The organism is Bacillus swezeyi (assembly GCF_030908325.1).
In the GTDB taxonomy this organism is placed as follows: Bacteria; Bacillota; Bacilli; order Bacillales; family Bacillaceae; genus Bacillus; species Bacillus swezeyi.
This window is the reverse complement of record NZ_CP133085.1, coordinates 4,407,852-4,431,817: the sequence shown is the minus strand read 5'-3', so window position 1 is coordinate 4,431,817 and position 23,966 is coordinate 4,407,852. Positions and strand designations below refer to the sequence as shown.

Below are 23,966 nucleotides of genomic sequence, written 5' to 3'. Positions count from 1 at the left end.
AGTTGTGCAAGTGAAAGAAATTTTCGTGATTCGCTGTATCTCCTGCTTGAGCGTTGTTTTACTTCATGCGATATCCATGGTCCTTGTCATACGGGGGGAATTGCTTGGTGATGCGGTTCGCGTGATTGAGTCTTTCCGGACCCTCCTGATGTTCAGCACCCCGGCGTTTATTTTTATTTCCGAATTTTTGCTGGCACACGCATACTCCGGCGGTGTTCCGGAAGGCTTTTTGAAAAAGAGATTGAAAACGATATTCATACCTTTTCTATTTATTGCTGTTCTGGATGCCTTTTTAACGGCAGGCCTGATGATGCAGCAGTTTCATGCAGCCGCTATTTTAAACAAGCTGTTGGCCAACATTTTTTTGGGGAATTTCATCGGCTATTTTATCCTCGTGATCTTTCAGTTTTATCTCTTGCATATGTGCTTCCATTCTTTTTTGCAAAAAGCATCGCCAAAATGGGTGCTTTCCATATCTTTTCTGGTCACAGCCGCTTATTTAAGCTATTTTACGTTTGTGAATCCGCCCGTCGTACATGAGCAGGCGCCGTTTCCATTTTCGTGGGTGCCGTTTCCCGGCTGGCTTTTCTATTTTTGTTTGGCATATTATTGCGGGAAAGACTATAAGCGCTTTTTGGCGCTATTGGATAAGCACCGCTATAAGGTTTATGCAGCCGCTATCGTGTCGGCCGTCTCTATTGTTGCGATATCCTACTTCAGCCAAAGTCTAGCGATTTCTTCCAAACGGCCGGATATCTTGTTTTACTCGACAAGCATCATTTTCTTATGCTTCCATCTGTTTTCCAAGCTGAAGTCCGTTCCAAAACTGATCATGTTTATCAGCAACTATTCTTTCTCTATTTATTTGCTGCATGCTTTCTTTCTGATTATCGGAATGGTCATATTAAGCGATATCGACAGCATCAGTACAGTGCCGGCCGTTGTGCTGCTTTTCTTCGTTTGTACGGGCGGTGCGATTGTCGTTTCTTGGGCCGCCAATAAGCTTAAATACGGCTATATGTTTGTCGGGAAAATTTATCAGCCGAAGCAGAAGAGACCAGAGCCAAAAGCCCACCACCATGCAGGCTAAAATAGACGAAAGCGAAACATCAGCTCGGCGGAAATCCCGGCCTGATGTTTCGCTTTTTTGTTTAAATTGTTCTCATTTTGACACATGTCAGTTCTATTAAAAGGTGACTTGTTACCTATAATCATAGTATGATAACGATTCTCATTTTCAGATGTGGAGGCATCGACGATGGTTTTAGCAGATTTAAGACAAAAAGAGAAAGCAAAAATCATAGATTTTTCAGAAGTGAATGAATTGGTACAGCGGAGGCTCATTCATCTCGGCATGAAAGAGGACGCGGAAATTTGTGTGAAGCGAAAGCTGCCGTTTGGCGGTCCGTGCATGTTTGAAACAGGCGGGCAGTGCGTCAGTATACGGCTGCATGATGCGAAACAAATAAGGATTGAAAAGCTATGACCCGCCAGGAAATTGCACTTTTCGGAAATCCGAATACGGGAAAAACCTCATTATTTAATGCGTTAACAGGCTCCTATGAATATGTGGGAAACTGGAGCGGTGTAACCGTAGAGAAAAAAGTGGGCATGCTCCGCCATAAACAAGGAATGATGATCGACCTGCCGGGGGTTTATACATTGAGTCCTCTATCGCGTGATGAAGGGGTTGTCACCGATTTTTTATTAAAAGAATCGTTTACAGAAGTGTTAAATATCGTAGATGCTTCACAGTTAAAGCGGAATCTTCATTTAACGGTGCAGCTGCTTGAATTCGGACATCCGCTGACGATCGGATTAAATATGACAGATGTGGCCAAGCAGCGCGGCATTTTCATTGACCACGAGGCCATGTCGGAAGCACTGGGCGTTTCCGTCATCCCCATTGTAGCCCGCAGCGGCAAAGGGTGTGATGAACTCAGCCGTCATCTGTTATCACAGAAAGAGAAACGGCAAAAGCCGTTGAGGATGGACTATGGCAGCATATTGGAGCAGGCGATAAGCGAGCTGGCCTCCATCATACCGGATCGTCCCGGCGTACAAAAGCGCTGGATGGCCCTTCAATATTTAGAAGGCAACTCAAAAATGAAGGAACAGCTGGAATCAACGGTTGAGCAAGCAAGATTACAAGAGATTTGCCAGACGGCTGAAGAACGCCTCATCCGAGAAAACATAGCGAAATCTCTGCATCAGCATATTTACAATGTCAGGGAACAGTACATCGATGATGTGGCATCGTCTTCTGTTCAATTTCCACAAGATCGCAAGCAGACGTTAACTGAGCGTGTTGATGCCGTTGTGACGCATAAAGTACTGGGAATTCCGATATTTCTGGCATTTATGTATCTCATGTTTATGCTGACATTTGACTGGCTCGGCGTTCCGTTGTCTGATGCGCTTGACGGATTTATCGGCGGCCCCTTGACGGAGTGGACGGCTTCAGGATTGACCGCGATGGGAGCCAGCCCGTTTATCGAAGCGTTGATTCTCGATGGCATCATTGCCGGTGTGGGCGGTGTTTTAGTATTTGTGCCGCAGATTTTTATTTTATTTTTCTTTATATCACTGCTTGAAGATTCCGGCTATATGGCGCGGGTCGCGATGGTGATGGATCGTCTGATGGAGGCGATCGGTTTAAATGGTAAAGCATTTATTCCGTTAATCATCGGTTTTGGATGCAATGTCCCCGGCGTCATGGCAGCCAGAACCGTTGAACAGCCAAAGGAAAGGCTGCTGACGATTATGCTGACACCTTTTATGTCTTGCTCGGCAAGACTGCCGGTCTACGCTTTGTTTGCAGGGGCCTTTTTTGCGGCGCATCAGGCTTTAGTCGTTCTTTCCTTATATGTTCTTGGAATCGCGGCGGCATTGGCGCTGGCCAAATTTTTATCATCGTCAAAGCTGAAAGAAGAAACATCATTCTTTGTCATCGAGCTGCCGCCGTACCGTTTGCCTCAAGCCCGCACATTATGGCGCTCGACATGGGAAAAAGGAAAAGGATTCGTCCGCAAAGCCGGGACCTATATTTTTGGCGGGTCTGTCCTCATTTGGCTCTTATCCTATACGGGACCGGGCGGAACGGGTGTTGAGATGGATGACAGCTTTTTGGCGATGATTGGCGGTGTGCTTGCTCCATTGCTGATGCCGCTGGGGTTTGGTACATGGCAGGCAGCCGCGTCGCTGTTAACGGGCTTTCTTGCAAAAGAAGTCGTCGTCGCCTCAATGAGCATTATCTATTTTGTGCCTGAAGCCCAGCTGCAAGGCATGATGGCACAACAATTTACACCGCTGGCCGCTTATGGATTCATGGCTTTTGTTCTTTTATATGTTCCTTGCTTGGCGACAGTAGCCGTGATTAAAAAAGAAACGAACTCGAAAAAATGGATGTTCTTGTCCATTGCTTACGGCTTGGTGATTGCTTATGCCATCGCGTTCCTGATTTATCAGGGCGGCAGACTGCTTGGATTTTCATAAGGAAGGATGTGGCAGCATGCTTTTTAATATTACGATCGGGGCGCTTATCTTCGGATATGCGGCATGGACGCTTTTTAAGCTTGTTAAAAGAAGCCGGAAAGGTAAATGCGCCGCCTGTGAATTGAATCGTTCCTGTCCATCCGCTTGTGATGATGGGAAAATGAAAAACAGCTGAAGTGATCAGCTGTTTTCATTTTGATATTAACACTTCACTCATCAAAGCGTGGGTATTTTCTTCGGTATCTTTAAAAAATGCCATCCACGTTTCCGTTTGCTCCATTTTGGCCACAATATGCGGCTTACCGAGGAAGGAGACGCCTTTACCCGTCAATTTTTCATATGATCCTGCCAAATCTTCAACTTGAAAATAGATGATAGAACTGGAGTGGGCAAATTCGTCTTTTTCCGGAAGGCTTAGCAGAAGGCGAAGTCCAATGCATTCAAAGAAAGCCATGCCGTCTGTCCGAAATAAAAGGGACAGGCTCAATACATCTTGATAAAATCTCGCCGCCCGGTCCAAATCTTGAACAGGCACCCCGATTTGTCCAACCTTTTGGATTCTCATCGACCATCTCTCCCTTGCTTGTCTTTAACTTCATCATATCCATTTTTCTTTAGCATTTCTTATCCAATATCACTTTTTTCCGAAGGCTGTTTTCGTAAACTTTGTTGTTTTTGATTATAGTTATATTTCGCTTTATAAGAACAATTGTTCTATAATAGGGATAGTTAAATATGGAGGTTTAATTTATGAGACCTAGTCTAACTAAAGATATAAGTGTAGAAAGTTTTAAAGATTACTACTGGTTAAAGGAAGAATTACAATCCTTTTGTAGAGAAAATGGAATAAGTGCTTCTGGTTCTAAAATAGAGATTTCCAATAGGGTTGAAACATTTCTTCGGACAGGGGAGATAAAAAAACCTACCAGAAAATCTAAAGCGAATAAGAAGATGCAACCTCAAGTAGATTTAAGTCTTGATACAGTTATTACAAAAAACCATCGTTGTAGCCAAAATGTAAGAGCATTTTTTAAGTCAGTTATCCCAAAATTTCATTTTTCCACCTATATCCAAAACTATTTTAAAAACAATGTCGGAAAAACATATCGTGATGTAGTGGATGCTTGGTATGAGGAAGAAGAACGAAAGAAAGACCCTTCGTACAAGAAAAACATTGCACCTCAATTTGAATATAATCAATTCATACGTGACTTTTTTGCTGACCCGAAAAATCAAGGAAAAAGTCGTGAAGAAGCGATTGAAGCCTGGAATGAAATCAAGAAACTTCCTGGAAGCAATAAATATACGTCTAATATTAGTTAAGCACTTCTCAACATTTCTACTGTGGTGTGATTTGACTTTCGACAGGCAGAAACAAGCATTTGTTTGACTCGTTCATCAAATGCTATTTGTTTGCCTAATTCAAGCCAACGAAAAGTTGTCCAAGTATTTAGTTGGAAAGCGTTCCATCCATCCTTTAGCGGCTATACGGTTACTTGGATATGTTTTTTCATAGAAGTGGAAAGAAGGTTGACTGTTGTATGGGTCTGAAAGAAGCTGATCGGCGGATTCAATCAAAGAATGCTTCACCTCACCTGCAAAACCGTCTTTAAAAAAGATACAGAAAGACTCGACTTTGGTTTGTTCTTCGATCGAAATCGTATAATGCCCTTTATTAAGAAGCAGAAATCGATCTTCTTCAACTGCAAAAAAACCGTTATGTGTCCGATAAAACGCCTTTCCGTTTGAAAATGTTTTAATCGAAAGCTGTCCGTCGCCTTCCCACCAATATTGTTTGCTTTGTGCCTTCCATTTTCATTTCTCCTGAAAAAGTAATCTTGTTTCACGTGGAACGGAGGCAGAGGGAATTTTTATTGAAGCGGAGTCAAGCTGATATCTCATGCTGGTTATAATGATATCATTTGTTTTCACCTGTATTTATTGTTCATATATTTCTATTCGGAATAAATGGAAAACAGTGGAAATGAACAGGCTCAAAATACTGTAAGAAAAGAGGGGAAATGATGAAAGAAGAGAGAACGGCTCAGCTGGAGCAAAAAATGGGATTTGTGGTTCTTCTTTCACTCCTATGCATATGAAATACCGAGTACCATTCTGATGATTTCTATTGATGATCGGAAGCGGCTATTATTCTTTTAGAATGGCGAGTAAAGGATATTAAGGAATATGGTGCTTCGCTTAAAGACGGTGCTGCCAGCCTTTATCGTTTGGAGGGCATTATCTTTTCTGTTTCAAGACATTTCATATCCTTTTCATTTAAAGGAGTTATTGTTTCAAATATTGATGTTTATCCTATTCTTCATTCCTTTCTTCTTCACCTTCAATTTTGCTGTGAAACGATCAAACATGCAGGCAAGAAAACATTAAAAAAGGCCGGAAATCAAGATTCCAGCCTCTATTTTTTCTGAATCTCCTTCTCACGTTTCACCAGCATCTCCGTAATCAAATCAACTTGCTTGCTGACAGAGATCGGGTCGTACGGATAGAACGTGTCAAAATCATTGATGAAGACACGGTTGTTTTTGACGGCGTCAAGGTTTTTCCAAATGGAAGACTCTTTCAGCTTGTCGAGTGTTTTGCTGTCACCGTTCGGGTTATAATCTGTGACGAACATATAATCGGCAGTATACTCGGGCAAGACTTCCAGAGAAATTTCTTTCATTTCGCCTGTTCTGATGATGTCTTTTTCAATCTTTTCAGGCGCTTTTAAGCCGAGTGCGTTATAAACGGCTTGTCCGCCGCGGCCGCCGTTGTCATTGAACACCCAAAGCTTTCCTTTATCTGTGTTTTCATAAATGCCGAATGTGGCATTTTTGTCGACCGCTTTGGCGATTTTTTTCTGGGCGGCTTTTGATTTTTCTTCAAAGTCAGCAAGGAATTGATCGGCTTCTTCTTTGGCGCCTGCAATATCGCCGAACATCTTCACCGTTTCCTGAATGTTTTTCGCCGTGTTATAAGGAACAACAACGGTTGGCGCGATTTTAGACAGCTTGTCGTAATTGTCATCTTTCATGACGACGATTAAATCAGGCTTCAGTTTCATGACCTTTTCGACGTTGATCGGGTCGCCTAAATCGGTTATATCTTTCATCTGATCCTTCAAAAACGGATTGGTGAAAGACCATGAGCCTGAGCCGACTACGTTTGCACCGACCGAAAACAATTCACCCGCATAGAAGTCAGTGACGATACGCTTTGGATGTGCGGGAATTTCGACATCTCCGCGCGTCGATTTATAGGTTCTTGTCGCATCTTCGCCGGCTTTTTCATTGCTTCCATTATCACTTGATTGCGTCGCACTGCCGCATGCACTGACCACTAAACATAACAGCATAACCCATCCTATAATAAATAAGTTCTTTTTCACTTGACCCTCCTGATTATAGAAAGCATACTAACTTTTCAATTGATAATGATTCGCATTATCAATGTAAATATAGCAGAAAAAGTCCTCATTCGTCTATCACTTTTTTTCTTTGTATGATTATTGTTGTATTGGATAATTTGTTACTATAAACACAAAAGGGTGGATAAGAGATGGCAGAAGCACATCCGGTTTAAGGACTTTGGACAGCCCGTGCTCATTATGCATGCGCCGGAGTCCTATGGTGAAATCATGGCTTCATTTCAAGGCGGCGTACATCATCGTCCCGAGATGGCACATATGATTTTGTACAAGTTTTTGGTGCAACAAATGAAAAGCTGCAGGCATCAGCCAGAGAAGCGGAACATCATCTGGTCGAGGATGGACTGTTTTGGCTTTGCTGCCCGAAAAAATCGTCTAAAGTATACAAGGAATCAGACTGCAGCCGTGACACGGCGGCCGGACTGCTGGCAGATCAAGGCTATAAACCTGTCCGGCAAATCGCAATAGATGACAACTGGTCTGCTTTAAGGTGTCGAAAGGCGGAAAACATCAAGACTATGAAACGAAAATTTGCGGTGACGGAAAAAGGAAAACAGAGTACGGAGAAAGAATCATAAACATGTTATGATTCTTAGTCAGGCAAGAATGTTCATCTTGTGAAATAAAGTACACAAAAAAGAAATATTATCTTGTTCAATATTTCACAAACTTTCTGTATAATGAATCTAATCTTTTAAATACCATAGAAAAGAGGTATGCAGCATGAAGAAATGGGCATTTGTATCAGACTTTGATGGAACGATTTCCAAACAGGATTTTTACTGGATGGTGATTAATAAATATTTTCCCGAAGGCCGTGAATTGTTTAAGAAATGGAAAGCAGAGGAATTAAAAGATATTGAGTTTCTAGGCACCGTTTTTGCTTCAATCAATCAAAGCGAGCAAACCATCATCGATGACATCCATTCCATCCCGATTGATGAGTATGTACCAGACTTCATTCAGCATGTCCAGGAAAATGGCGGCGACTTTTTCATCTTAAGCGCAGGAACAGATTATTATATTCATTATATTTTAAAGAAATATGGCATCAAAGATGTTGAGGTGTATTCAAATAAAGGCTTTTTTAAAGAAGACAACGTCCATATGACAATTGATGAAAATCATTGGCACTATTCTGAACGCTATGGCATTGATAAATCAAAGGTGATACAGAAGCTGAAAGAAGAGTATGAAATGATTTATTTTGCGGGTGACAGCGAGCCTGATTCCCATCCGGCGAAATTTGCGGATGTTACGTTTGCAAAAGACGCGCTCCAGGATTTATTGCGTGAGCAGGATGTGCCGTTTGTAGCAGTTGAGACATTCGAGGATATCGAACGGTATTTCAAACAAAAAGGGCTGATCGTCTAATGCCGCGACAGGTTACAAGTATAGCCATTCCCGCGGTTTTGGATATTAGTGAAGGCGTGCTTGGCCGATTGGAGGCGATATTGGAAAAGCACCAGTTTGCCAAGGCCGTGATGTTTTTTGATGAGTTTTCATATCAGCAGTATGAAAACTCATTAAAAGCTGCTTTTCAAAAGGTCAAAGTCGAAGCCGTTAAACTGGCTCCAAGCCTTGATATTCAGGAGCTGATTCAGAAAGCATTTTCAATCGGAAATTATGATGTCATGATTGCCATGGGCGGGGGATATGTCGTTGATTGCGGAAAATACATCGCCTTTTCCAAACGAACTCCGTTCATCAGCATTCCGACATCGGCATCCAACGACGGGTTTGCGAGCAGCAATTGTTCGCTTCAAGTCGAGGGTAAAAAAACAACGGTTCCGGCGCGGGTTCCATACGGGATTATTGCTGACTTGAATATCATTCAAAAGGCACCGGAATGTTTTATTTTAGCTGGCATCGGTGACTTGATGTCCAATATTACAGCCCTTTATGATTGGGAATTCGAAGAGCAGCAAGGAGTCAGCGATGTGAATGCTTTTGCATCTATGCTCAGCAAGAAGGCGGTCAACAGCTTTGTCAGAACGCCGATGCAGGATATTAAGCAGCCGATCTTTTTAAAAGAATTGGTCAGTTCATTAACCATGGGCGGGATCGCGACGGAAATCAGCGGGAACAGCGCGCCTATCAGCGGTTCAGAGCACCTCGTATCCCATGCGCTTGACAAAATCTCAAAAAAACCGCAAATGCACGGCATTCAAGTGGGGGTGGCCACCTATATAATGGCCCATGTACAGAATCATCGGGCTGAGCGGATTGAAAAGGTGTTTACTAGGACAGGCTTTTTCGACTATGTACAGTCGCTTCATCTTGATAAAAATGAGTTTCGCGAAGCGATCCGTCTTTCTCATACCGTTAAGCCAAACCGCTTTACGTACTTGCATGAAAAGGCATATCGCGAAAAAGCGCTCCGCTTGCTTGATGAAGACCCCATTCTTCAAGAGATATTTTAAGCCATGCAAACAGCCTCTCGCGAGAGGTTGTTTTTTGTTCTGCAAGGACATTTGGTCGTTCCAAATCATGAAGAAAAATAAAAGTTAAGCGCTGTGATAAAATAAAGAAGAAATAGGTCAGAGGTATGATTTCAAGCACGATTTTAATCAGGGAGAGTGGAACATGTACAAACTAATCGCGATAGATATGGATGGAACATTATTGAATGACCTTCATGAAGTAACGGAGGAAGTGAGGAACGCGCTTCATGCGGCGAAAACGAAAGGTGTGAAGATCGTCCTTTGCACCGGACGCCCTCTCGGCGGAGTGAGCCGCTATTTAGAAGAGCTGAATTTAAATGAAGATGGCGATTATGTCATCGCCTATAACGGTGCGCTTGTTCAAAATACGCATACACAGGAGGTCGTGTCAGAGCTCACGCTTGGCTATGAAGATGTGACATCTTTATATGAGCTCAGCCAAACGCTTGACACGCCGATGCACTTTTTTGACTCATCTCATTTGTATACGCCAAACCGTGAAATCAGTCCGTATACAGTATATGAATCATACGTCACCAAAGTGCCGCTCCGTTTTCGGACGATGGAGGAGATACCGGAAGATATACTGGCGCCAAAGGCAATGTATATTGATGAGCCGGAGAAGCTGGACCGGACGATCGCCGCAATACCGGAGGAAGTAAAGGAACGTTATACAATGGTGAAAAGTTCTCCGTTCTTTTACGAAATCCTTCATCCGGCGGCCAGTAAAGGAAATGCCGTCCGTCAGCTCGCAGACCTGTTAGGTATCGCAAAAGAAGAGGTTATGGCGATAGGCGACAACGGCAATGACCTGACAATGATCGACTGGGCAGGCTGCGGAGTTGCGATGGGAAATGCCATACCTGAGGTCAAGGCGTCTGCAAATTATGAAACGAAGTCAAATAATGAAAACGGCGTCGCTCACGCCATTCAAGAGCTTGTATTGTCAAAATAAGCCCGGATTTTGTCGTCTTTTAAAACGTGGCCTAAAAATCCTTGAAGCTTAGGAAGAACAGCGGGCTTTCATAGAACGTGATGACGGCGGCGTTCTTGTCTTAAACGTGGGTACCGAAATGCAGGCTTGTCCACGAATGCGGCACACGGAAGCCGGCCTCGGGGGGCCGGCTTTTTCTTATGTTCGGGTCCAATCTTGAATCTGCCAAATGTGTGAAACCCAGTTTTGGTAAAAGGATGGATCATGGGATACAAGCAAAACCGTTCCTTTATAGTTTTGCAGCCCTTGTTTTAAAGCTTCTTTAGCTGATATGTCAAGGTGATTCGTCGGTTCGTCAAGGATGAGCAAGTTGCTTTTTGTAAGCATCAGCTCTGCGAGTCGGACTTTTGCCCGCTCACCTCCGCTGAGTGTGGAAAGAGGCTGCCTGATATGGTCCCCTGTCAAACCGGCCGCGGCCAGCTTTTGTCGGATGTCTTTCTCAGTTAAATCAGGCAAACCACTTAAAAACTTTTTCATCCTTTCCTCTCTTTCAAAGTCTTTTCATTACAGTTATAATATGCCAAACTATTTGGAGGTTAAGTAGACAATGACTAATTTTGACCCTCAAAAATTCAAGAGTTTCCTAAATGCTATGTCAAATACTAGGGATTCAAAAATAAGAAATGATCATTCATTTGAGGAAGCCGTAAGCTTTGATATTGATTTTGAAAACGTAGATATTGCCCTCCGTATTGAATGACCCAGAACTTTTAACATTCCTTGATCAAATATCAAAAAGCAGACTTTTCAGTGTTCTGACTACCGTTAGGGGTTCTCACAAAAAAGCCTTTTCCACATTTCATCAAATGTGAAAACAACAATAGCAAGAACAATCAAAACCATTGTTGTCACAAAAGGAGAAAAAATTTTCTTTAACAGTCACCATTTTTATTACGCCTAAAGCTCCAAATATAAAACTCATAGATGCTTTCATAGCAGGGTTACTCCTGCTTTTTTCTGTTTTTTTGAAAGACAATCACTCTAAAAATAATTATTATTAATGCTAAAAAACTTATTAAAATGTACACAACTTGTGGCAGCTTGAAAAATATGAGAGTTAATAAACCAATAAGCATTAATGCAAAAACGTAATTATTATTGAGAAATCTCACAATACCTCACCTTTAAAACGTTTACTATAAATCCTTTTTATGGTACTATTCTATCTGAACTGTAAATATATTATAACATTGGGATCATTTGAATGGGTACATTTTTAACAAAATGCATTTTGTCTTTATTAACAGTTACACTTGTATTCAGTAGCATTGGATACAACACAGCTAGTGCATCTGATAAGACAACCACTAGTTCTAATCATCTATCGGATGAAAATTTCTTTCATGAGGATACTTATAAACTATTAGAATCTGTAGAGAATATACCTGAAACGGTGATAAACCAAGGTACCGATTCAATACTTGATTGGTTGGAGAAAGATTCAGGACTAGATTTAATCGTTGATGGCGACATTATTAAACTTAATTTAGAAGGATCAAAATATACTTATTCGGATTCAAACATCCAATTAGCGGGTTTTTGGGGATGTACAGCTGCTATCTTAGCTGCTGTAGCTGGTGTAGGAATACCAATCTCTAAAATCTTAAAATTAAAAAAAGCCCTAAAAGCAGTAGGTGGGGTTAGTAAGTTTGTAGATAAAGTCCTTGACCTTGCTACCAAGTATAAAAGAAAAGGCTATGGAAAAGCAGCAGCATTAAAAAAAGCTATAAAAAAGGCAAGTTCAACACTGGGAAAAGACTTGCAAAATGCTCTTTTAGATCTTGCTGGAATTACTGCAATAATAGCCAACTGCGGGGGAGATTAAGAAGAAAGTAAAATCAATAGGCCCCATTTACACCGACGAGTCCAGCGTGCTCGCCTTTCAGCAAGCGAAAGCTGACATTTTGAAGGGTGGCCCGATCCCCATACATATGGGTGAGATGTGTAACTTGAACAATACTCATAATGAATTCTCTCCTTAAGGCTTATTTTTAAAAATGAGCCATCTAAAGAGAACAGTGTGAAGCATAAATATCCTGTTGTATAAAAAAGAGGGTAAGGCGAATACACCTTACCCACTACATATCACATATCGTAAGAAAGGATTCGAAATCGTATCAAACTGTTCTTGAGATGGCTTTCTAAAAAAGGGCAGACTTCTCCCGTCTTAAGCCAAATCTCTTTTAAGAACAGTTGATAAAATTTCCATTCCTTTCCACCTCGTTTTAGTCAAAATTTCCTTCACAACAAATGATATGAAAAAGGTGCTCGATTGTCAAATCGGCAAACGCCCTCACAAGAGTCACGCCTCGGCAACTCGTAATATATTGACATCCATCAAACGGTATGTTATTTAAGATGTGAAAGAACTGAACCACATATCTACATATTCTTCACTAAGTTTGAACCAAAAAGGAGAGAGCAAAGGTGGCTAAAAAAGAATTCAAAGCAGAATCTAAAAGATTGCTAGACATCATGATCAACTCTATTTATTCCCAAAAGGAAGTCTTCTTGAGGGAGCTGATTTCAAATGCGAGCGATGCCATTGATAAGATCTATTACAAAGCCCTGACAGATGATTCTCTGACGTTTAACAAGGATGATTATTACATAAAGGTGTCCGCTGACAAGGAAAACAGAACGCTCACCATTTCAGACACCGGGATCGGCATGACGAAGGAAGAGCTTGAAGAACATCTTGGAACGATCGCCAAAAGCGGCTCGCTTACGTTTAAAAATGAAAATGAATTGAAAGACGGCCATGATATTATCGGCCAGTTCGGTGTCGGCTTTTACGCCGCTTTTATGGTGGCTGATGTTGTGACTGTCATGACAAAGGCGCTTGGCCGTGATGAGGCGTATAAATGGGAGTCTGCCGGCGCTGACGGTTATACGATGGAGCCATGTGCGAAAGAATCGGTCGGAACAGATGTGATCCTGAAACTGAAAGAGAACACAGACGATGAAAATTATGATGAATACTTGGAAGTAGACCGTTTAAAAAATATTATTAAAACATATTCTGATTTCATCCGCTATCCAATCAAAATGGATGTGACCGTCAACAAGCCGAAAGAAGATGCGGAAAATGAATTTGAAGAAGTTCAGGAAGAACAGACAGTCAACAGCATGGTGCCGATTTGGAGAAAAAATAAAAATGAGCTGACAGATGAAGATTATGAGGCGTTCTATGCGGAAAAGCACTACGGTTTTGACAAGCCTCTCGCTCATATTCATACAAGCGTCGACGGTGCGGTAAGGTATCATGCGATTCTGTTCATTCCGGAAAACATTCCGTTCAATTACTATTCGAAAGAATTTGAGAAGGGCTTGGAGCTCTATTCAAACGGTGTATTGATCATGAATAAATGCCCGGATCTGCTTCCTGACCACTTCAGCTTTGTGAAGGGTATGGTCGACTCTGAGGATTTATCCCTCAACATCTCAAGAGAGATGCTCCAGCATGACAGGCAGCTGAAGCTGATCGCCAAAAATATCGGCAAGAAAATCAAAAACGAACTGCAAAGCTTATTGAAGAACAATCGCGACAAGTATGAGTCATTTTATCAATCATTCGGCAGACAGCTTAAGTTCGGGGTCTACAATGATTTCGGCGCCAACAAAGACTTGCTGAAAGATTTATTATTGTTCTACTCTTCAAAAGAGAAAAAGCTCGTCACGCTTGATGAGTATGTATCAAGAATGCCTGAAGATCAGAAATACATTTATTATGCGTCAGGCGAATCCTATGACCGGATTGAAAAGCTGCCTCAGACAGAGCTTGTTTCGGAAAAAGGATATGAAATTTTATATTTCACCGAAGACATTGATGAATTCGCGATAAAAATGTTGGCGAATTATCAAGATAAAGAATTTAAATCCGTATCAAGCGGAGACCTTGGGATCGAGTCAGATGAGGATCAAAACAAATCAGATGCAGATGAAAATCAATATAAAGAGCTGTTTGAGAAAATGAACAGCATTTTATCAGGAAAAGTGAAAAGCGTGAGACCGTCAAAACGCTTAAAAACGCATTCCGTATGTCTGGCGGCTGATGGCGAAGTCACCATCGAGATGGAAAAAATTCTAAATGCAATGCCTGATAATCAGCATGTCAAAGCGGATAAAGTGCTGGAGATCAATACAAACCACGATGTATTTGGCACATTGCAGGCGGCGTTTGAAAAAGATAAGGAAAAGTTCAGTTTATATACAAACCTTCTGTACAACCAAGCGCTGCTAATAGAAGGCTTGCCAATCGACGACCCTGTCGAATTTACCAATGATATATGCAAAGTCATGGCATAAATATAAACAAAGGTACATCTCTGAAAAATGGGATGTATCTTTATTTTGCGTATATGCTATTTACTGTGAAATAATAGAAAGGGAGGGGCTTTTTTGAATAAGAGAATCACAAGTTTTGCTGCAATTGTTTTAAGTTTAACTTTATTTTTAGCTTTTACAATGCCAACAGTTAGTAATGCTTTTTCTTCAAAGAATGGAGCAGTCTCTGTTGAAAAGTACATATCTGTTTTAGAGGCTTTGGAAAATTCAATTGTTAAAAAAGGTTCTAATTATATTGTCGATACCAAAGTAGCAAAGGATTACGGTCTAACTGATACTGAAATTAATAATTTAAAAGAATTTTTAGAAGATAGTTCAAATCAACAAATTGAACAGACGCTAAATGAAGTACCTGAAGCTAAAAAACAAGCAGAAAAAGGACAAACTACATCTTTCCATGTTGCTGATGTAACTGATCGACTGAAAGCGGCTCTTTACGCTGTATTTGTTACACTCTGTGGAGTAGCTTTAGCTCAAGAATTTATTAGCGATATGTACACTCTAGGTGCTCATAAAGCATGTCACTCACTTGGAAAGAAACACCCAAGCATCAAAAAAGCTTGTAAGATAACAGGGTACTGGTAAAAAATAAGAGAGCAGTATTTCTGCACTCTTATTTTTTAATTAGTATTAATCCTTCAAGGCTTTTAGAAGCTTTTTCATACCATAAACCGTAATAAAACCGGATAAAGTTAATCCACCAATAAAATACAGCAATAAATATAATGTACCCATTGGGACTACCTCTTCTTACTTAAATTTTAATCAATTTTTTACTCATTATAACATAAAAAATCCTCTTACCAATTTCTTGAGAATTTATTTATCACTAAAACATCCTCAAATTTAATGAAATTGGTGTCTCCTTTTGAATCCATTACATGGAAAAGCTCACGCTGCTTGGTTTATATAAGTGAGGGGGTTTTCTATGGAACAAAGGAATGTCGGTGATACCAACTTTGATACCAAAAAATCGATTTAATTCTAAAAACTCTTCGAAAGCCCCTTGCATAAAACAGCGAAAACACTGAAATCTTGCGCTTTTGTGTTTTTCTTTCGCCTTTATATAGTCGAGACGGATCTTTTTTATTAATGTTTTACCACTTCTTGACCCCTTACATTCCAAGTAAGCGCAAATATGATGGCTGCAATTACGCAGGAAGCCGTTAATAGTATGAATCCCGCATCCCAGCCGGATGCATCGACGATGACACCCATTAAAGCATTTGCTGTCAAGGTGCCGCCCAAATAACCGAACAGGCCGGTTAATCCAGCCGCCGTACCGGCAGCTTTCTTGGGAACAAAGTCAAGCGCCTGCAGTCCAATCAGCATGACCGGGCCGTAGATGAGGAAACCGATTGCAATTAATGAAATCATATCGATCATAGGGTTGCCCGCTGGATTGAACCAGTAGACAAGCACGGCGATCAATACCCCCAGCATAAAGACAAAGCCTGCAGGGCCGCGGCGCCCTTTAAACCATTTATCTGAGATCCAGCCGCACAGCAGGGTCCCAGGGATGCCCGCCCATTCATAAAGAAAATAGGCGACGCTGGATTTGCTCATATCAAATCCTTTTTCTTCGTTTAAATAGGTCGGCGCCCAGTCTAAGACGCCGTAGCGGACGAAATAAACGAAAATATTTGCGAGCGCTATCGCCCAAACCCATTTATTGTTTAAAACATATTTGAAAAGGATTTCTTTTGTCGATAATTCTTTTTCATAGGTTTTTTTCGTTTTGCTTGAATAATCATTTCGATATTCTTCAATCGGCGGTAATCCAACAGATTGCGGAGTATCGCGAATCAGCAGGTATGCAATAAAGGCAACGACAATGGCGACTAAGGCCGGCAAAATGAATACCCCTTCATAGCCGGTGTCGGAGTTTCCCGCAATTCCTGAGAAGATGGCCACACCTGCGATGGCGATTGGCGCCATTAGCCCTCCCCCGACATTGTGGGCGACATTCCATATCGCCGTTTTATTTCCTCTTTCACTTACACTGAACCAGTGAACAAGGACGCGGCCTGATGGAGGCCATCCCATTCCCTGAAACCAGCCGTTTAAGAATAGCATAATAAACATAATGGCTATAGATGAGGTGAAGAATGGAACAAACCCCATAAGCAGGCTGATGATAGCAGAAAGAATCAGACCGGCCGGCAGGAACATTCTCGGGTTGCTTCGGTCTGAAATGGTGGCCATGACAAACTTGCTGAGGCCGTAGGAAATTGAAAGGGCCGATAAAGCAAGGCCGAGCGCTGATTTTGAAAACCCTTCTTCAATTAAATAAGGCATGGCAAGCGAAAAGTTTTTGCGAATTAAATAGTATGCCGCATAGCCGATGAAGATGCCGAGAAAAACTTGCAGTCTGAACTTCTTATATTCAGAATCAATTTTTTCTTCCGGCAATCTGTCAATCGGCGGAGCAGGTTTAAACAGTTTAAGCATGTCTTTCTCCTTCTTATGAATTACTTGTCTTCACGTAAAACCTCTTGAAGACGGTCTGGGAAATTGGTGAACATTCCCGTCACGCCCCAATCAAGCAGTCTCTTCATATCTTCTTTTTGGTTCACGGTATAAGGGTGGATGAGTAATCCATGGCTCCTTACTTTTTGAATATACGCTTCATCAATACGGTCAAAATTCATGCCGAGTCCGATGCTGTATGATTTATAGTTTTCTAATTCTGCGTCCGTAATGAATGCCGGCTTATCATACCATAACAGCTGTACAAGCGGAATGGCGGGGTTTTGATCATGAATGATTTTTAAGCTTTCTGGACTAAAAGATTGAATGATAACTTTGCTTGAATGCCGGTTTGGCCCTGTTAATTTATATTTATTAAGGATGTTTAATAATTTTTCTTCCATATGGTCATAGACTTCGGGCGATTTGGTTTCAATATAATAGCGTGCACTTCTGCCGAAGGTTTGGATCACTTCCTCGAGAGTAGGAACTTTGAGTCCGGCATATTCAGGCCTGGCCAGCTCCGGATGCTTTTCATTAAACCAAGAACCGGCATCAAGCTTTTTGATTTCCGCCAGTGTATAGTCTTTGACAAGTCCTGTTCCATTGGTTGTGCGGTCTAATGTTTCATCATGCATCGCGATCAATTCGCCGTCTTTTGTCATTTGAAGATCGATTTCTATGTAATCGCCTTTCATTTTTTGTCCGAGCTTGTAAGCTAAAAGTGTATGTTCAGGAGCGTGTCCTGATGCACCGCGATGTGCGACATTTAATATTTTATTCGGGTTAAGTGACGGATGTGCCGGCGCAGCCGCCTCCGCCTGAATGCTCATGCCAAAACCGGCGCCAATCAGTGCGCCCGCCATTAAAACGCTTCGGAAAAGTCCTTTCATAACATCATGTCTCCTTTCAAGTTGTTTTTTTACTGTTCATTTCGATGTCTTTCACATATTCCCTCCTCCTCATCTGAAAAAGAAAAAAGATCCACAAAGAAACCTCTGAAACTGAGGTTCTTTCTGTGGATCTCCTTTTCTCCGTCACTCTTATTAACTTCTTTCCTATCATAACAGAAATGGAAGCGCTGTCAATTGTTTTTTTGAAAAATAAAAACCTATCATAAGAGATAGGTTTTTACATGCATTCAGCGTGCAAACAATTGGTCGATGAAAGCAATTTCATCTTGAGAAAGGCTGACTTCGGCAGTTTTTAAGTTATCGACCAGCTGATCAGCGCGTTTTGCTCCCGGGATTAAAATGTCGATTTCCGGTCTTGCCAAATACCACGCCAGCACGATGTGGGCAATATCAACATTGTGCTTATCAGCAATCGGCGCCAGCTGATTCACTTTTCTGATGTTTTCTTTAAAACGGTCTCCTTGGAAGTTCTCCATCTCTCTTCGAAGGTCGCCTTCAGGGAATGCTGTATCTTCAGTGTATTTTCCAGCCAGCAATCCGGATACAAGCGGGAAGTACGGAACGAATGAAATGTTGTGCTCCTGTGTATATGGGAAGAATGTGGTTTCGGCTTCTCTGTTTAATAGATTGTATTCGCCTTGCAGAACATCGACCAAGCCGTGTTTGTTCGCTTCTTTTAGCTGTTCGAGCGAGAAGTTGGATACGCCGATCGCCCGGATTTTGCCCTCTTGCTTCAACTCATGAAGAGCTTGAACCGCTTCATCTTTCGGTGTGTTTTCATCAGCGAAATGAATATAGAAAAGATCAATGTAATCCGTTTGCAGCCGTTTCAGACTGTCGTCTACGGATTTCTTCAAAAATGCCGGAGAGTTATCGAAGACAAAGTCGTCCCCTTCTTTTCGATGGGCGGCCTTTGTGGCGATCACCACATCTTTGCGGTTAAATTCGCGGAGGACTTCACCGATTAGTTCTTCAGAACGGCCAATTCCGTATATGTAGGCGGTGTCCAAGAAAGTCACGCCATTCTTAAGCGCTTCCCGCACCAAGTCTTTACCCGTTTCTTCATTGAGATTCGGATAGAGGTTATGGCCTCCGACTGCATTTGTTCCTAAACCAATCGGAAATACATGTAGGTCTGACTTGCCAATTCTTACTTTTTTCATTGGTTTCCCCTCCTGAAATGATGAAATATGAGAAAGACTTGACCAGCAGATTGCTAAAATTGCCGGTCAAGTTATTCACTTCAACTATAAACCCTATGCCAGATGAATTTCAATTTTATGGTCTTTGCAGAATGCATTGTACTCCTCATCGAGCGGCTGTGACGTTACAATGCAATGCAGCCTGTCAAAACGGGCATATGTCAGCAAAGTAGATCTGCCGAATTTGGAGTGATCGGCCAATAAATACACTTCTTTTGCTTTTTCGGAAATCTTCTTTTTGATTTCGTATTCAAGCAAATCCGAATTGGTCAGCCCGTGTGTCAATGTTGCCCCGGTTGCCGACATAAAAGCTTTATTGATATTGTATTTATCCAAAGTGCTTGGATCATCCATTCCCACAAAGGACTGCGTTTTCCGCTTATAGTTGTTTCCGATGATAATCAAGTTGATATTTTTCATCGTTGCAGCAGCATTGATGATATCCAGACTGTTTGTTAAAATCGTCACATTTTTATTTGGTTCAAGCGTTTCCAATATGGACTGGGTCGTTGTGCCGGAATCGATGAAAATCAGGTCATGATCCTCGATAAAGCGTGAAGCGTAATGCGCAATCTTTGTTTTTGCATCTTTATTTTGGATCGTCCGGTTTTCAAAAGGGATCAAAGCCGTTTTTTCAATCGCCGTTACACCGCCGTATACTTTTTTAATGACACCTTTCTCGGTCAATTTGTTGATGTCGCGTCTGACCGTATTTTTAGAGACATTGAAGACTTGGCAAAGTTTATCCAAGGAAACGGTGCCGTTTGTCAGAATATATTCTTCCATCTCCTTTATCCGCATTAATTTCATACTAAATATCTCCTTCTAGAATCTTTAATTTAAATATATGATAAAAACCAAAAGTTGACCAATAATTGCTTAAAAAATGATAACATTGGTGGTTGTTCTTTGCAAGATTTGCCCTGTTCTTTTTTATTATACAATGTTTATATCGATAGTTTTAAGGTTTCCTAGAAATATTACAAAAGAAAAAATTTATTCATTAATGATTGACTTATGGGTATGATCAGATTAGAATATAACCAAGAAATGACCAAAACGTGATAATGTTGATGAAACTTTGAGGCTGAAAAATTCTCATGACGTTGCGGTTCTTTTGATGAAGCTGTATTGATTAAGTTTTTGTAAGCGTTTAATTTCCGTCTTTTTGTGAAAATCGGTTATGCAATGAAGGGCTATTCCCGAAGTTCATTCATAATGATTGAATCCTGTCCCATCTGTACTAGTGGATGTTTAATATTTAAGGAGGTTATAAGGATGGCAGAAATCAGAAAGTTAAGAAACTATATCAATGGAGAATGGGTTGAAAGCAAAACCGATCAATATGAAGATGTTATCAATCCTGCGACAAAAGAAGTGCTGTGTCAAGTGCCGATCTCGACGCGCGAGGATATAGAATATGCAGCGCAAACGGCGGCTGAAGCATTTAAAACATGGTCAAAAGTAGCCGTTCCGCGCCGGGCAAGAATTCTATTTCACTTTCAGCAGCTTTTGACTCAGCATAAAGAGGAGCTTGCCCACCTCATTACGATCGAAAACGGAAAAAATACAAAAGAAGCGTTAGGCGAAGTGGGACGCGGCATCGAGAATGTCGAGTATGCAGCGGGTGCGCCGTCATTGATGATGGGAGACTCACTCGCCACAATTGCGACAGATGTTGAAGCGGCGAATTACCGTTATCCAATCGGAGTCGTCGGTGGAATTGCACCGTTCAACTTCCCGATGATGGTTCCGTGCTGGATGTTCCCAATGGCTATTGCGTTAGGAAATACATTTATTTTGAAGCCTTCTGAGCGGACGCCGCTCTTGACAGAAAAGCTGGTTGAACTGTTTGAAAAAGCCGGACTTCCAAAAGGGGTCTTCAATGTTGTGTACGGCGCCCATGATGTGGTAAACGGCATTCTCGAACACCCTGAAATTAAAGCGATTTCATTTGTCGGATCTAAACCGGTCGGAGAGTATGTCTATAAAAAAGGCAGCGAAAATCTGAAACGCGTTCAATCGCTGACAGGTGCTAAAAACCACACCATCGTCCTGAATGACGCCAATCTTGAAGACACCGTAACAAATATTATCGGCGCTGCTTTTGGATCTGCCGGTGAACGCTGCATGGCCTGTGCGGTTGTGACCGTAGAAGAAGGAATTGCTGATCAATTCATGGAGAAATTAGTGGAAAAAGCGGCGGAAGTCAAAATCGGAAACGGCCTTGATGACGGTGTATTCTTAGGCCCTGTCATTCGCGAAGACAACAAGAAGCGTACGCTCGGCTACATACAAAAGGGAATTGAAGAGGGTGCGAGACTTGTTTGCGACGGACGCGAAAACGTTTCAGATGAAGGCTATTTCGTCGGTCCGACAATATTCGACAACGTTACAACCGATATGACGATTTGGAAAGACGAAATTTTTGCCCCGGTTCTGTCAGTTATCCGTGTGAAAAATGTAAAAGAAGCGGTTGAGATTGCCAACGAATCTGAATTTGCAAATGGTGCATGCCTATTTACGTCCAACTCTAATGCCATTCGTTATTTCCGCGAGAACATTGATGCGGGAATGCTCGGCATCAATCTGGGTGTACCGGCTCCAATGGCCTTCTTTCCATTCTCAGGCTGGAAGTCCTCATTCTTCGGTACATTGCACGCCAACGGAAAAGACAGCGTCGATTTCTACACACGCAAAAAAGTCGTCACCGCAAGATATCCGGCGCCTGACTTCAACTAAAAACAAAAACGGCCGAACGGCGTGAATCTCACGCTGTTCGGAACTATGTTTCAAAGAAGATTTAAAAAGGAGGCTTTTTCAATGAGTCATTTGTTGCGCAAGCCGCAGGCGAATGAGCTTTCACAAGGCGTGAAGCTTGTACATGAAGTGAAGAAATCGAATTCCGAGCTGAACTATGTAGAATTTAAAGTCATTGATCTTGCACCAGGTTCCCGTTATAAAGAGGCGCTAAACAAACAAGAATGCTGCATCGTTGCGGTGACAGGAAAGATTACCGTCTCTGATCATGAACAGACATTTGAGAATATCGGCACACGGGAAAGCGTGTTTGAAAAAAAGCCGACCGATAGCGTTTATGTGTCAAATGACCGTGCTTTTGACATCACCGCAGTTACCCAGGCAAGAGTAGCCCTTTGCTATTCACCTTCCGAAAAACAGCTGCCGACGAAGCTGATCAAATCTGAAGACAACGGCATAGAAAACCGCGGGCAATTTAGCAATAAACGAACCGTTCATAACATTCTTCCAGATTCAGATTCTTCAGCGAACAGTCTTTTAGTCGTTGAAGTCTACACCGAAAGCGGAAACTGGTCCAGCTACCCGCCGCATAAACATGATCAAGACAACTTGCCTGAAGAGTCCTTTTTAGAAGAAACCTACTACCATGAATTAAACCCTGTCCAAGGCTTCGTGTTTCAGCGTGTATACACAGACGACCGTTCAATCGACGAGACGATGACTGTAGAAAATGGAAACGTTGTCATTGTGCCGGCCGGCTACCATCCGGTAGGTGTTCCTGACGGATATACATCCTATTATTTAAATGTCATGGCGGGTCCGACGCGGAAATGGAAGTTTCATAATGACCCCGATCATGAGTGGATCTTGGAACGCTAACAATTAGGCGAGGAGTGGCTTTTTAAGATGAAGTATACGTTTAATGAAGAGAAAGAATTTGACCTTGTGGCGATCGGCCGCGCATGCATTGATTTAAACGCAGTCGAATACAACCGCCCGATGGAACAGACGATGACATTTTCAAAATATGTCGGCGGCTCGCCGGCCAATATCGCGATCGGCAGCTCCAAATTAGGCTTGAAAGCCGGCTTCATCGGCAAAATTCCGGATGACCAGCATGGCAGATTCATAGAAACCTATATGAGCAATACGGGTGTCGACACGTCGCAGATGGCACTTGATCAAGACGGACATAAAGCAGGCCTTGCCTTCACGGAAATTTTAAGCCCTGAAGAATGCAGCATTTTAATGTACAGAGATGATGTGGCAGACCTTTACCTGGCCCCTTCTGAAGTTGACGAAGAGTACATTGCAAAATCCAAAATGCTTTTAGTCTCAGGTACGGCGCTTTCAAAAAGCCCATCCCGCGAAGCTGTCCTAAAAGCCGTACAGCTGGCGAAAAAGCATCAGGTCAAAGTCGTATTTGAACTGGACTATCGTCCGTATACATGGGCATCAGCTGATGAAACGGCTGTTTACTATTCACTGGTTGCCGAACAATCGGACATTGTGATCGGAACGCGCGACGAGTTTGATGTGATGGAGAATCAAAGCGGCGGCATCAACAAGGAATCGGTTCAGCATTTGTTTGCACATTCCGCAGATCTCGTCGTCATCAAGCACGGTGTTGAAGGTTCATACGCTTACAGCAAATCCGGGGAAGTCTTTCGTGCGCAGGCATACAAAACAAAAGTCTTGAAAACATTTGGAGCAGGTGACTCATATGCTTCTGCCTTTCTCTATGGGCTTGTCACAGGCAAAGATATTGAAATGGCATTGAAATATGGAAGCGCCTCCGCATCCATTGTTGTCTCTAAGCATAGCTCATCTGAAGCCATGCCGACTGTCGCTGAAATTGAGGAGCTTATCGCGGCGCAGTCATAAATGAAAAGAACGAATAAAGGTGGGATCGTT

General features: G+C 42.0%; 21 protein-coding genes and 5 pseudogenes. 16 read left to right on the top strand and 10 right to left on the bottom strand.

Annotation, left to right across the window (positions count from 1 at the left end):
* Positions 1 to 4: 4 nt before the first annotated feature.
* The 4 genes from RBH91_RS22085 (at position 5) to RBH91_RS22070 (ending at position 3,670) form a co-directional block, all read left to right on the top strand.
* Positions 5 to 1,090 (top strand): acyltransferase family protein, encoded by a 1,086-nt coding sequence (locus RBH91_RS22085; protein ID WP_307892974.1) that lies wholly within the window; start codon positions 5 to 7, stop codon positions 1,088 to 1,090.
* 168 nt (positions 1,091 to 1,258) lie between these two features.
* Positions 1,259 to 1,486, top strand: coding sequence for a FeoA family protein (locus RBH91_RS22080; RefSeq protein ID WP_076760009.1), 228 nt, complete (start codon positions 1,259 to 1,261; stop codon positions 1,484 to 1,486).
* On the top strand, positions 1,483 to 3,495 hold the full coding sequence (feoB, locus tag RBH91_RS22075) for a ferrous iron transport protein B (RefSeq protein WP_307892973.1): 2,013 nt from the start codon (positions 1,483 to 1,485) through the stop codon (positions 3,493 to 3,495). The genes RBH91_RS22080 and feoB overlap by 4 nt, the downstream gene beginning before the upstream one ends.
* A 16-nt stretch (positions 3,496 to 3,511) precedes the next feature.
* Entirely contained in the window at positions 3,512 to 3,670 is a 159-nt protein-coding gene (locus tag RBH91_RS22070; protein WP_076760267.1) for a FeoB-associated Cys-rich membrane protein, read from the top strand.
* Between the two features lie 15 nt (positions 3,671 to 3,685).
* On the opposite strand, the gene RBH91_RS22065 is transcribed toward RBH91_RS22070, so the two are convergent.
* A complete protein-coding gene (locus RBH91_RS22065; RefSeq protein WP_307892972.1) occupies positions 3,686 to 4,060 on the bottom strand; it encodes a VOC family protein in 375 nt (124 codons plus the stop codon).
* 185 nt (positions 4,061 to 4,245) lie between these two features.
* On the opposite strand from RBH91_RS22065, the gene RBH91_RS22060 reads away from it, so the two are divergent.
* Positions 4,246 to 4,818, top strand: coding sequence for a DUF6434 domain-containing protein (locus tag RBH91_RS22060; RefSeq protein ID WP_307892971.1), 573 nt, complete (start codon positions 4,246 to 4,248; stop codon positions 4,816 to 4,818).
* Here the strand turns inward: RBH91_RS22060 and RBH91_RS22055 are convergent.
* From RBH91_RS22055 to RBH91_RS22050, 3 genes and pseudogenes are all read right to left on the bottom strand, one after another.
* Positions 4,815 to 4,989 (bottom strand): annotated as a pseudogene (locus RBH91_RS22055) (IS1595 family transposase); the annotation flags it as partial. The gene RBH91_RS22060 and the pseudogene RBH91_RS22055 sit on opposite strands and share 4 nt — an antisense overlap.
* Positions 4,987 to 5,301: pseudogene (locus tag RBH91_RS22755) on the bottom strand (AraC family transcriptional regulator); the annotation flags it as partial. The pseudogenes RBH91_RS22055 and RBH91_RS22755, both read right to left, overlap by 3 nt.
* Positions 5,302 to 5,911: 610 nt before the next feature.
* Entirely contained in the window at positions 5,912 to 6,883 is a 972-nt protein-coding gene (locus RBH91_RS22050; protein WP_307892970.1) for an iron-hydroxamate ABC transporter substrate-binding protein, read from the bottom strand.
* Positions 6,884 to 7,102: 219 nt separating this feature from the next.
* Between RBH91_RS22050 and RBH91_RS22750 the strand changes: the two are divergent.
* From RBH91_RS22750 to yidA, 4 genes and pseudogenes are all read left to right on the top strand, one after another.
* Positions 7,103 to 7,500: pseudogene (locus tag RBH91_RS22750) on the top strand (DUF3052 domain-containing protein).
* A gap of 145 nt (positions 7,501 to 7,645) precedes the next feature.
* Complete coding sequence (locus tag RBH91_RS22045) at positions 7,646 to 8,296, top strand: MtnX-like HAD-IB family phosphatase (protein WP_307892969.1); 651 nt, start codon at positions 7,646 to 7,648, stop codon at positions 8,294 to 8,296.
* Positions 8,296 to 9,345 carry an iron-containing alcohol dehydrogenase family protein gene (locus RBH91_RS22040; protein WP_307892968.1) on the top strand — a complete coding sequence of 350 codons (1,050 nt, stop codon included), beginning with the start codon at positions 8,296 to 8,298 and terminating at the stop codon, positions 9,343 to 9,345. Before RBH91_RS22045 ends, RBH91_RS22040 begins: the two co-directional genes overlap by 1 nt.
* 163 nt (positions 9,346 to 9,508) lie before the next feature.
* Positions 9,509 to 10,321 carry a sugar-phosphatase gene (yidA, locus tag RBH91_RS22035; RefSeq protein WP_307892967.1) on the top strand — a complete coding sequence of 271 codons (813 nt, stop codon included), beginning with the start codon at positions 9,509 to 9,511 and terminating at the stop codon, positions 10,319 to 10,321.
* 177 nt (positions 10,322 to 10,498) lie between these two features.
* Here the strand turns inward: yidA and RBH91_RS22030 are convergent.
* A pseudogene (locus RBH91_RS22030) lies at positions 10,499 to 10,816 on the bottom strand (ATP-binding cassette domain-containing protein); the annotation flags it as partial.
* Positions 10,817 to 10,907: 91 nt separating this feature from the next.
* Here RBH91_RS22030 and RBH91_RS22025 point away from each other — a divergent pair.
* Complete coding sequence (locus RBH91_RS22025) at positions 10,908 to 11,060, top strand: hypothetical protein (protein WP_307892966.1); 153 nt, start codon at positions 10,908 to 10,910, stop codon at positions 11,058 to 11,060.
* A gap of 504 nt (positions 11,061 to 11,564) precedes the next feature.
* Entirely contained in the window at positions 11,565 to 12,185 is a 621-nt protein-coding gene (locus RBH91_RS22020) for a hypothetical protein (protein ID WP_307892965.1), read from the top strand.
* Positions 12,186 to 12,207: 22 nt separating this feature from the next.
* Here RBH91_RS22020 and RBH91_RS22015 read toward each other — a convergent pair.
* Positions 12,208 to 12,324: pseudogene (locus RBH91_RS22015) on the bottom strand (hypothetical protein); the annotation flags it as partial.
* A 463-nt stretch (positions 12,325 to 12,787) separates the two neighbouring features.
* Here RBH91_RS22015 and htpG point away from each other — a divergent pair.
* Both htpG and RBH91_RS22005 read left to right on the top strand, forming a co-directional pair.
* Positions 12,788 to 14,668, top strand: a complete 1,881-nt coding sequence (htpG, locus tag RBH91_RS22010) for a molecular chaperone HtpG (RefSeq protein WP_307892964.1) — start codon at positions 12,788 to 12,790, stop codon at positions 14,666 to 14,668.
* Between the two features lie 93 nt (positions 14,669 to 14,761).
* The gene (locus RBH91_RS22005; RefSeq protein WP_307892963.1) at positions 14,762 to 15,292 is read left to right on the top strand and encodes a hypothetical protein; all 531 of its coding nucleotides are present in this window, start codon (positions 14,762 to 14,764) and stop codon (positions 15,290 to 15,292) included.
* Between the two features lie 504 nt (positions 15,293 to 15,796).
* Here RBH91_RS22005 and glpT read toward each other — a convergent pair.
* From glpT to RBH91_RS21985, 4 genes are all read right to left on the bottom strand, one after another.
* A complete protein-coding gene (glpT, locus tag RBH91_RS22000; protein WP_307892962.1) occupies positions 15,797 to 17,158 on the bottom strand; it encodes a glycerol-3-phosphate transporter in 1,362 nt (453 codons plus the stop codon).
* Between the two features lie 20 nt (positions 17,159 to 17,178).
* Positions 17,179 to 18,069 carry a glycerophosphodiester phosphodiesterase gene (locus RBH91_RS21995; RefSeq protein ID WP_076759974.1) on the bottom strand — a complete coding sequence of 297 codons (891 nt, stop codon included), beginning with the start codon at positions 18,067 to 18,069 and terminating at the stop codon, positions 17,179 to 17,181.
* Between the two features lie 248 nt (positions 18,070 to 18,317).
* Positions 18,318 to 19,253, bottom strand: a complete 936-nt coding sequence (locus RBH91_RS21990) for an aldo/keto reductase (RefSeq protein ID WP_076759972.1) — start codon at positions 19,251 to 19,253, stop codon at positions 18,318 to 18,320.
* A gap of 93 nt (positions 19,254 to 19,346) precedes the next feature.
* Positions 19,347 to 20,102 carry a DeoR/GlpR family DNA-binding transcription regulator gene (locus tag RBH91_RS21985; RefSeq protein ID WP_307892961.1) on the bottom strand — a complete coding sequence of 252 codons (756 nt, stop codon included), beginning with the start codon at positions 20,100 to 20,102 and terminating at the stop codon, positions 19,347 to 19,349.
* Between the two features lie 468 nt (positions 20,103 to 20,570).
* Between RBH91_RS21985 and iolA the strand changes: the two genes are divergently transcribed.
* The 3 genes from iolA to iolC all read left to right on the top strand — a co-directional run bounded on the left by iolA (position 20,571) and on the right by iolC (position 23,936).
* On the top strand, positions 20,571 to 22,034 hold the full coding sequence (gene iolA, locus RBH91_RS21980; protein ID WP_307892960.1) for a methylmalonate-semialdehyde dehydrogenase: 1,464 nt from the start codon (positions 20,571 to 20,573) through the stop codon (positions 22,032 to 22,034).
* 81 nt (positions 22,035 to 22,115) lie between these two features.
* Positions 22,116 to 22,931 carry a 5-deoxy-glucuronate isomerase gene (gene iolB, locus RBH91_RS21975; protein WP_307892959.1) on the top strand — a complete coding sequence of 272 codons (816 nt, stop codon included), beginning with the start codon at positions 22,116 to 22,118 and terminating at the stop codon, positions 22,929 to 22,931.
* A 27-nt stretch (positions 22,932 to 22,958) separates the two neighbouring features.
* Entirely contained in the window at positions 22,959 to 23,936 is a 978-nt protein-coding gene (iolC, locus tag RBH91_RS21970; protein ID WP_307892958.1) for a 5-dehydro-2-deoxygluconokinase, read from the top strand.
* The last annotated feature ends 30 nt before the right edge of the window (positions 23,937 to 23,966 follow it).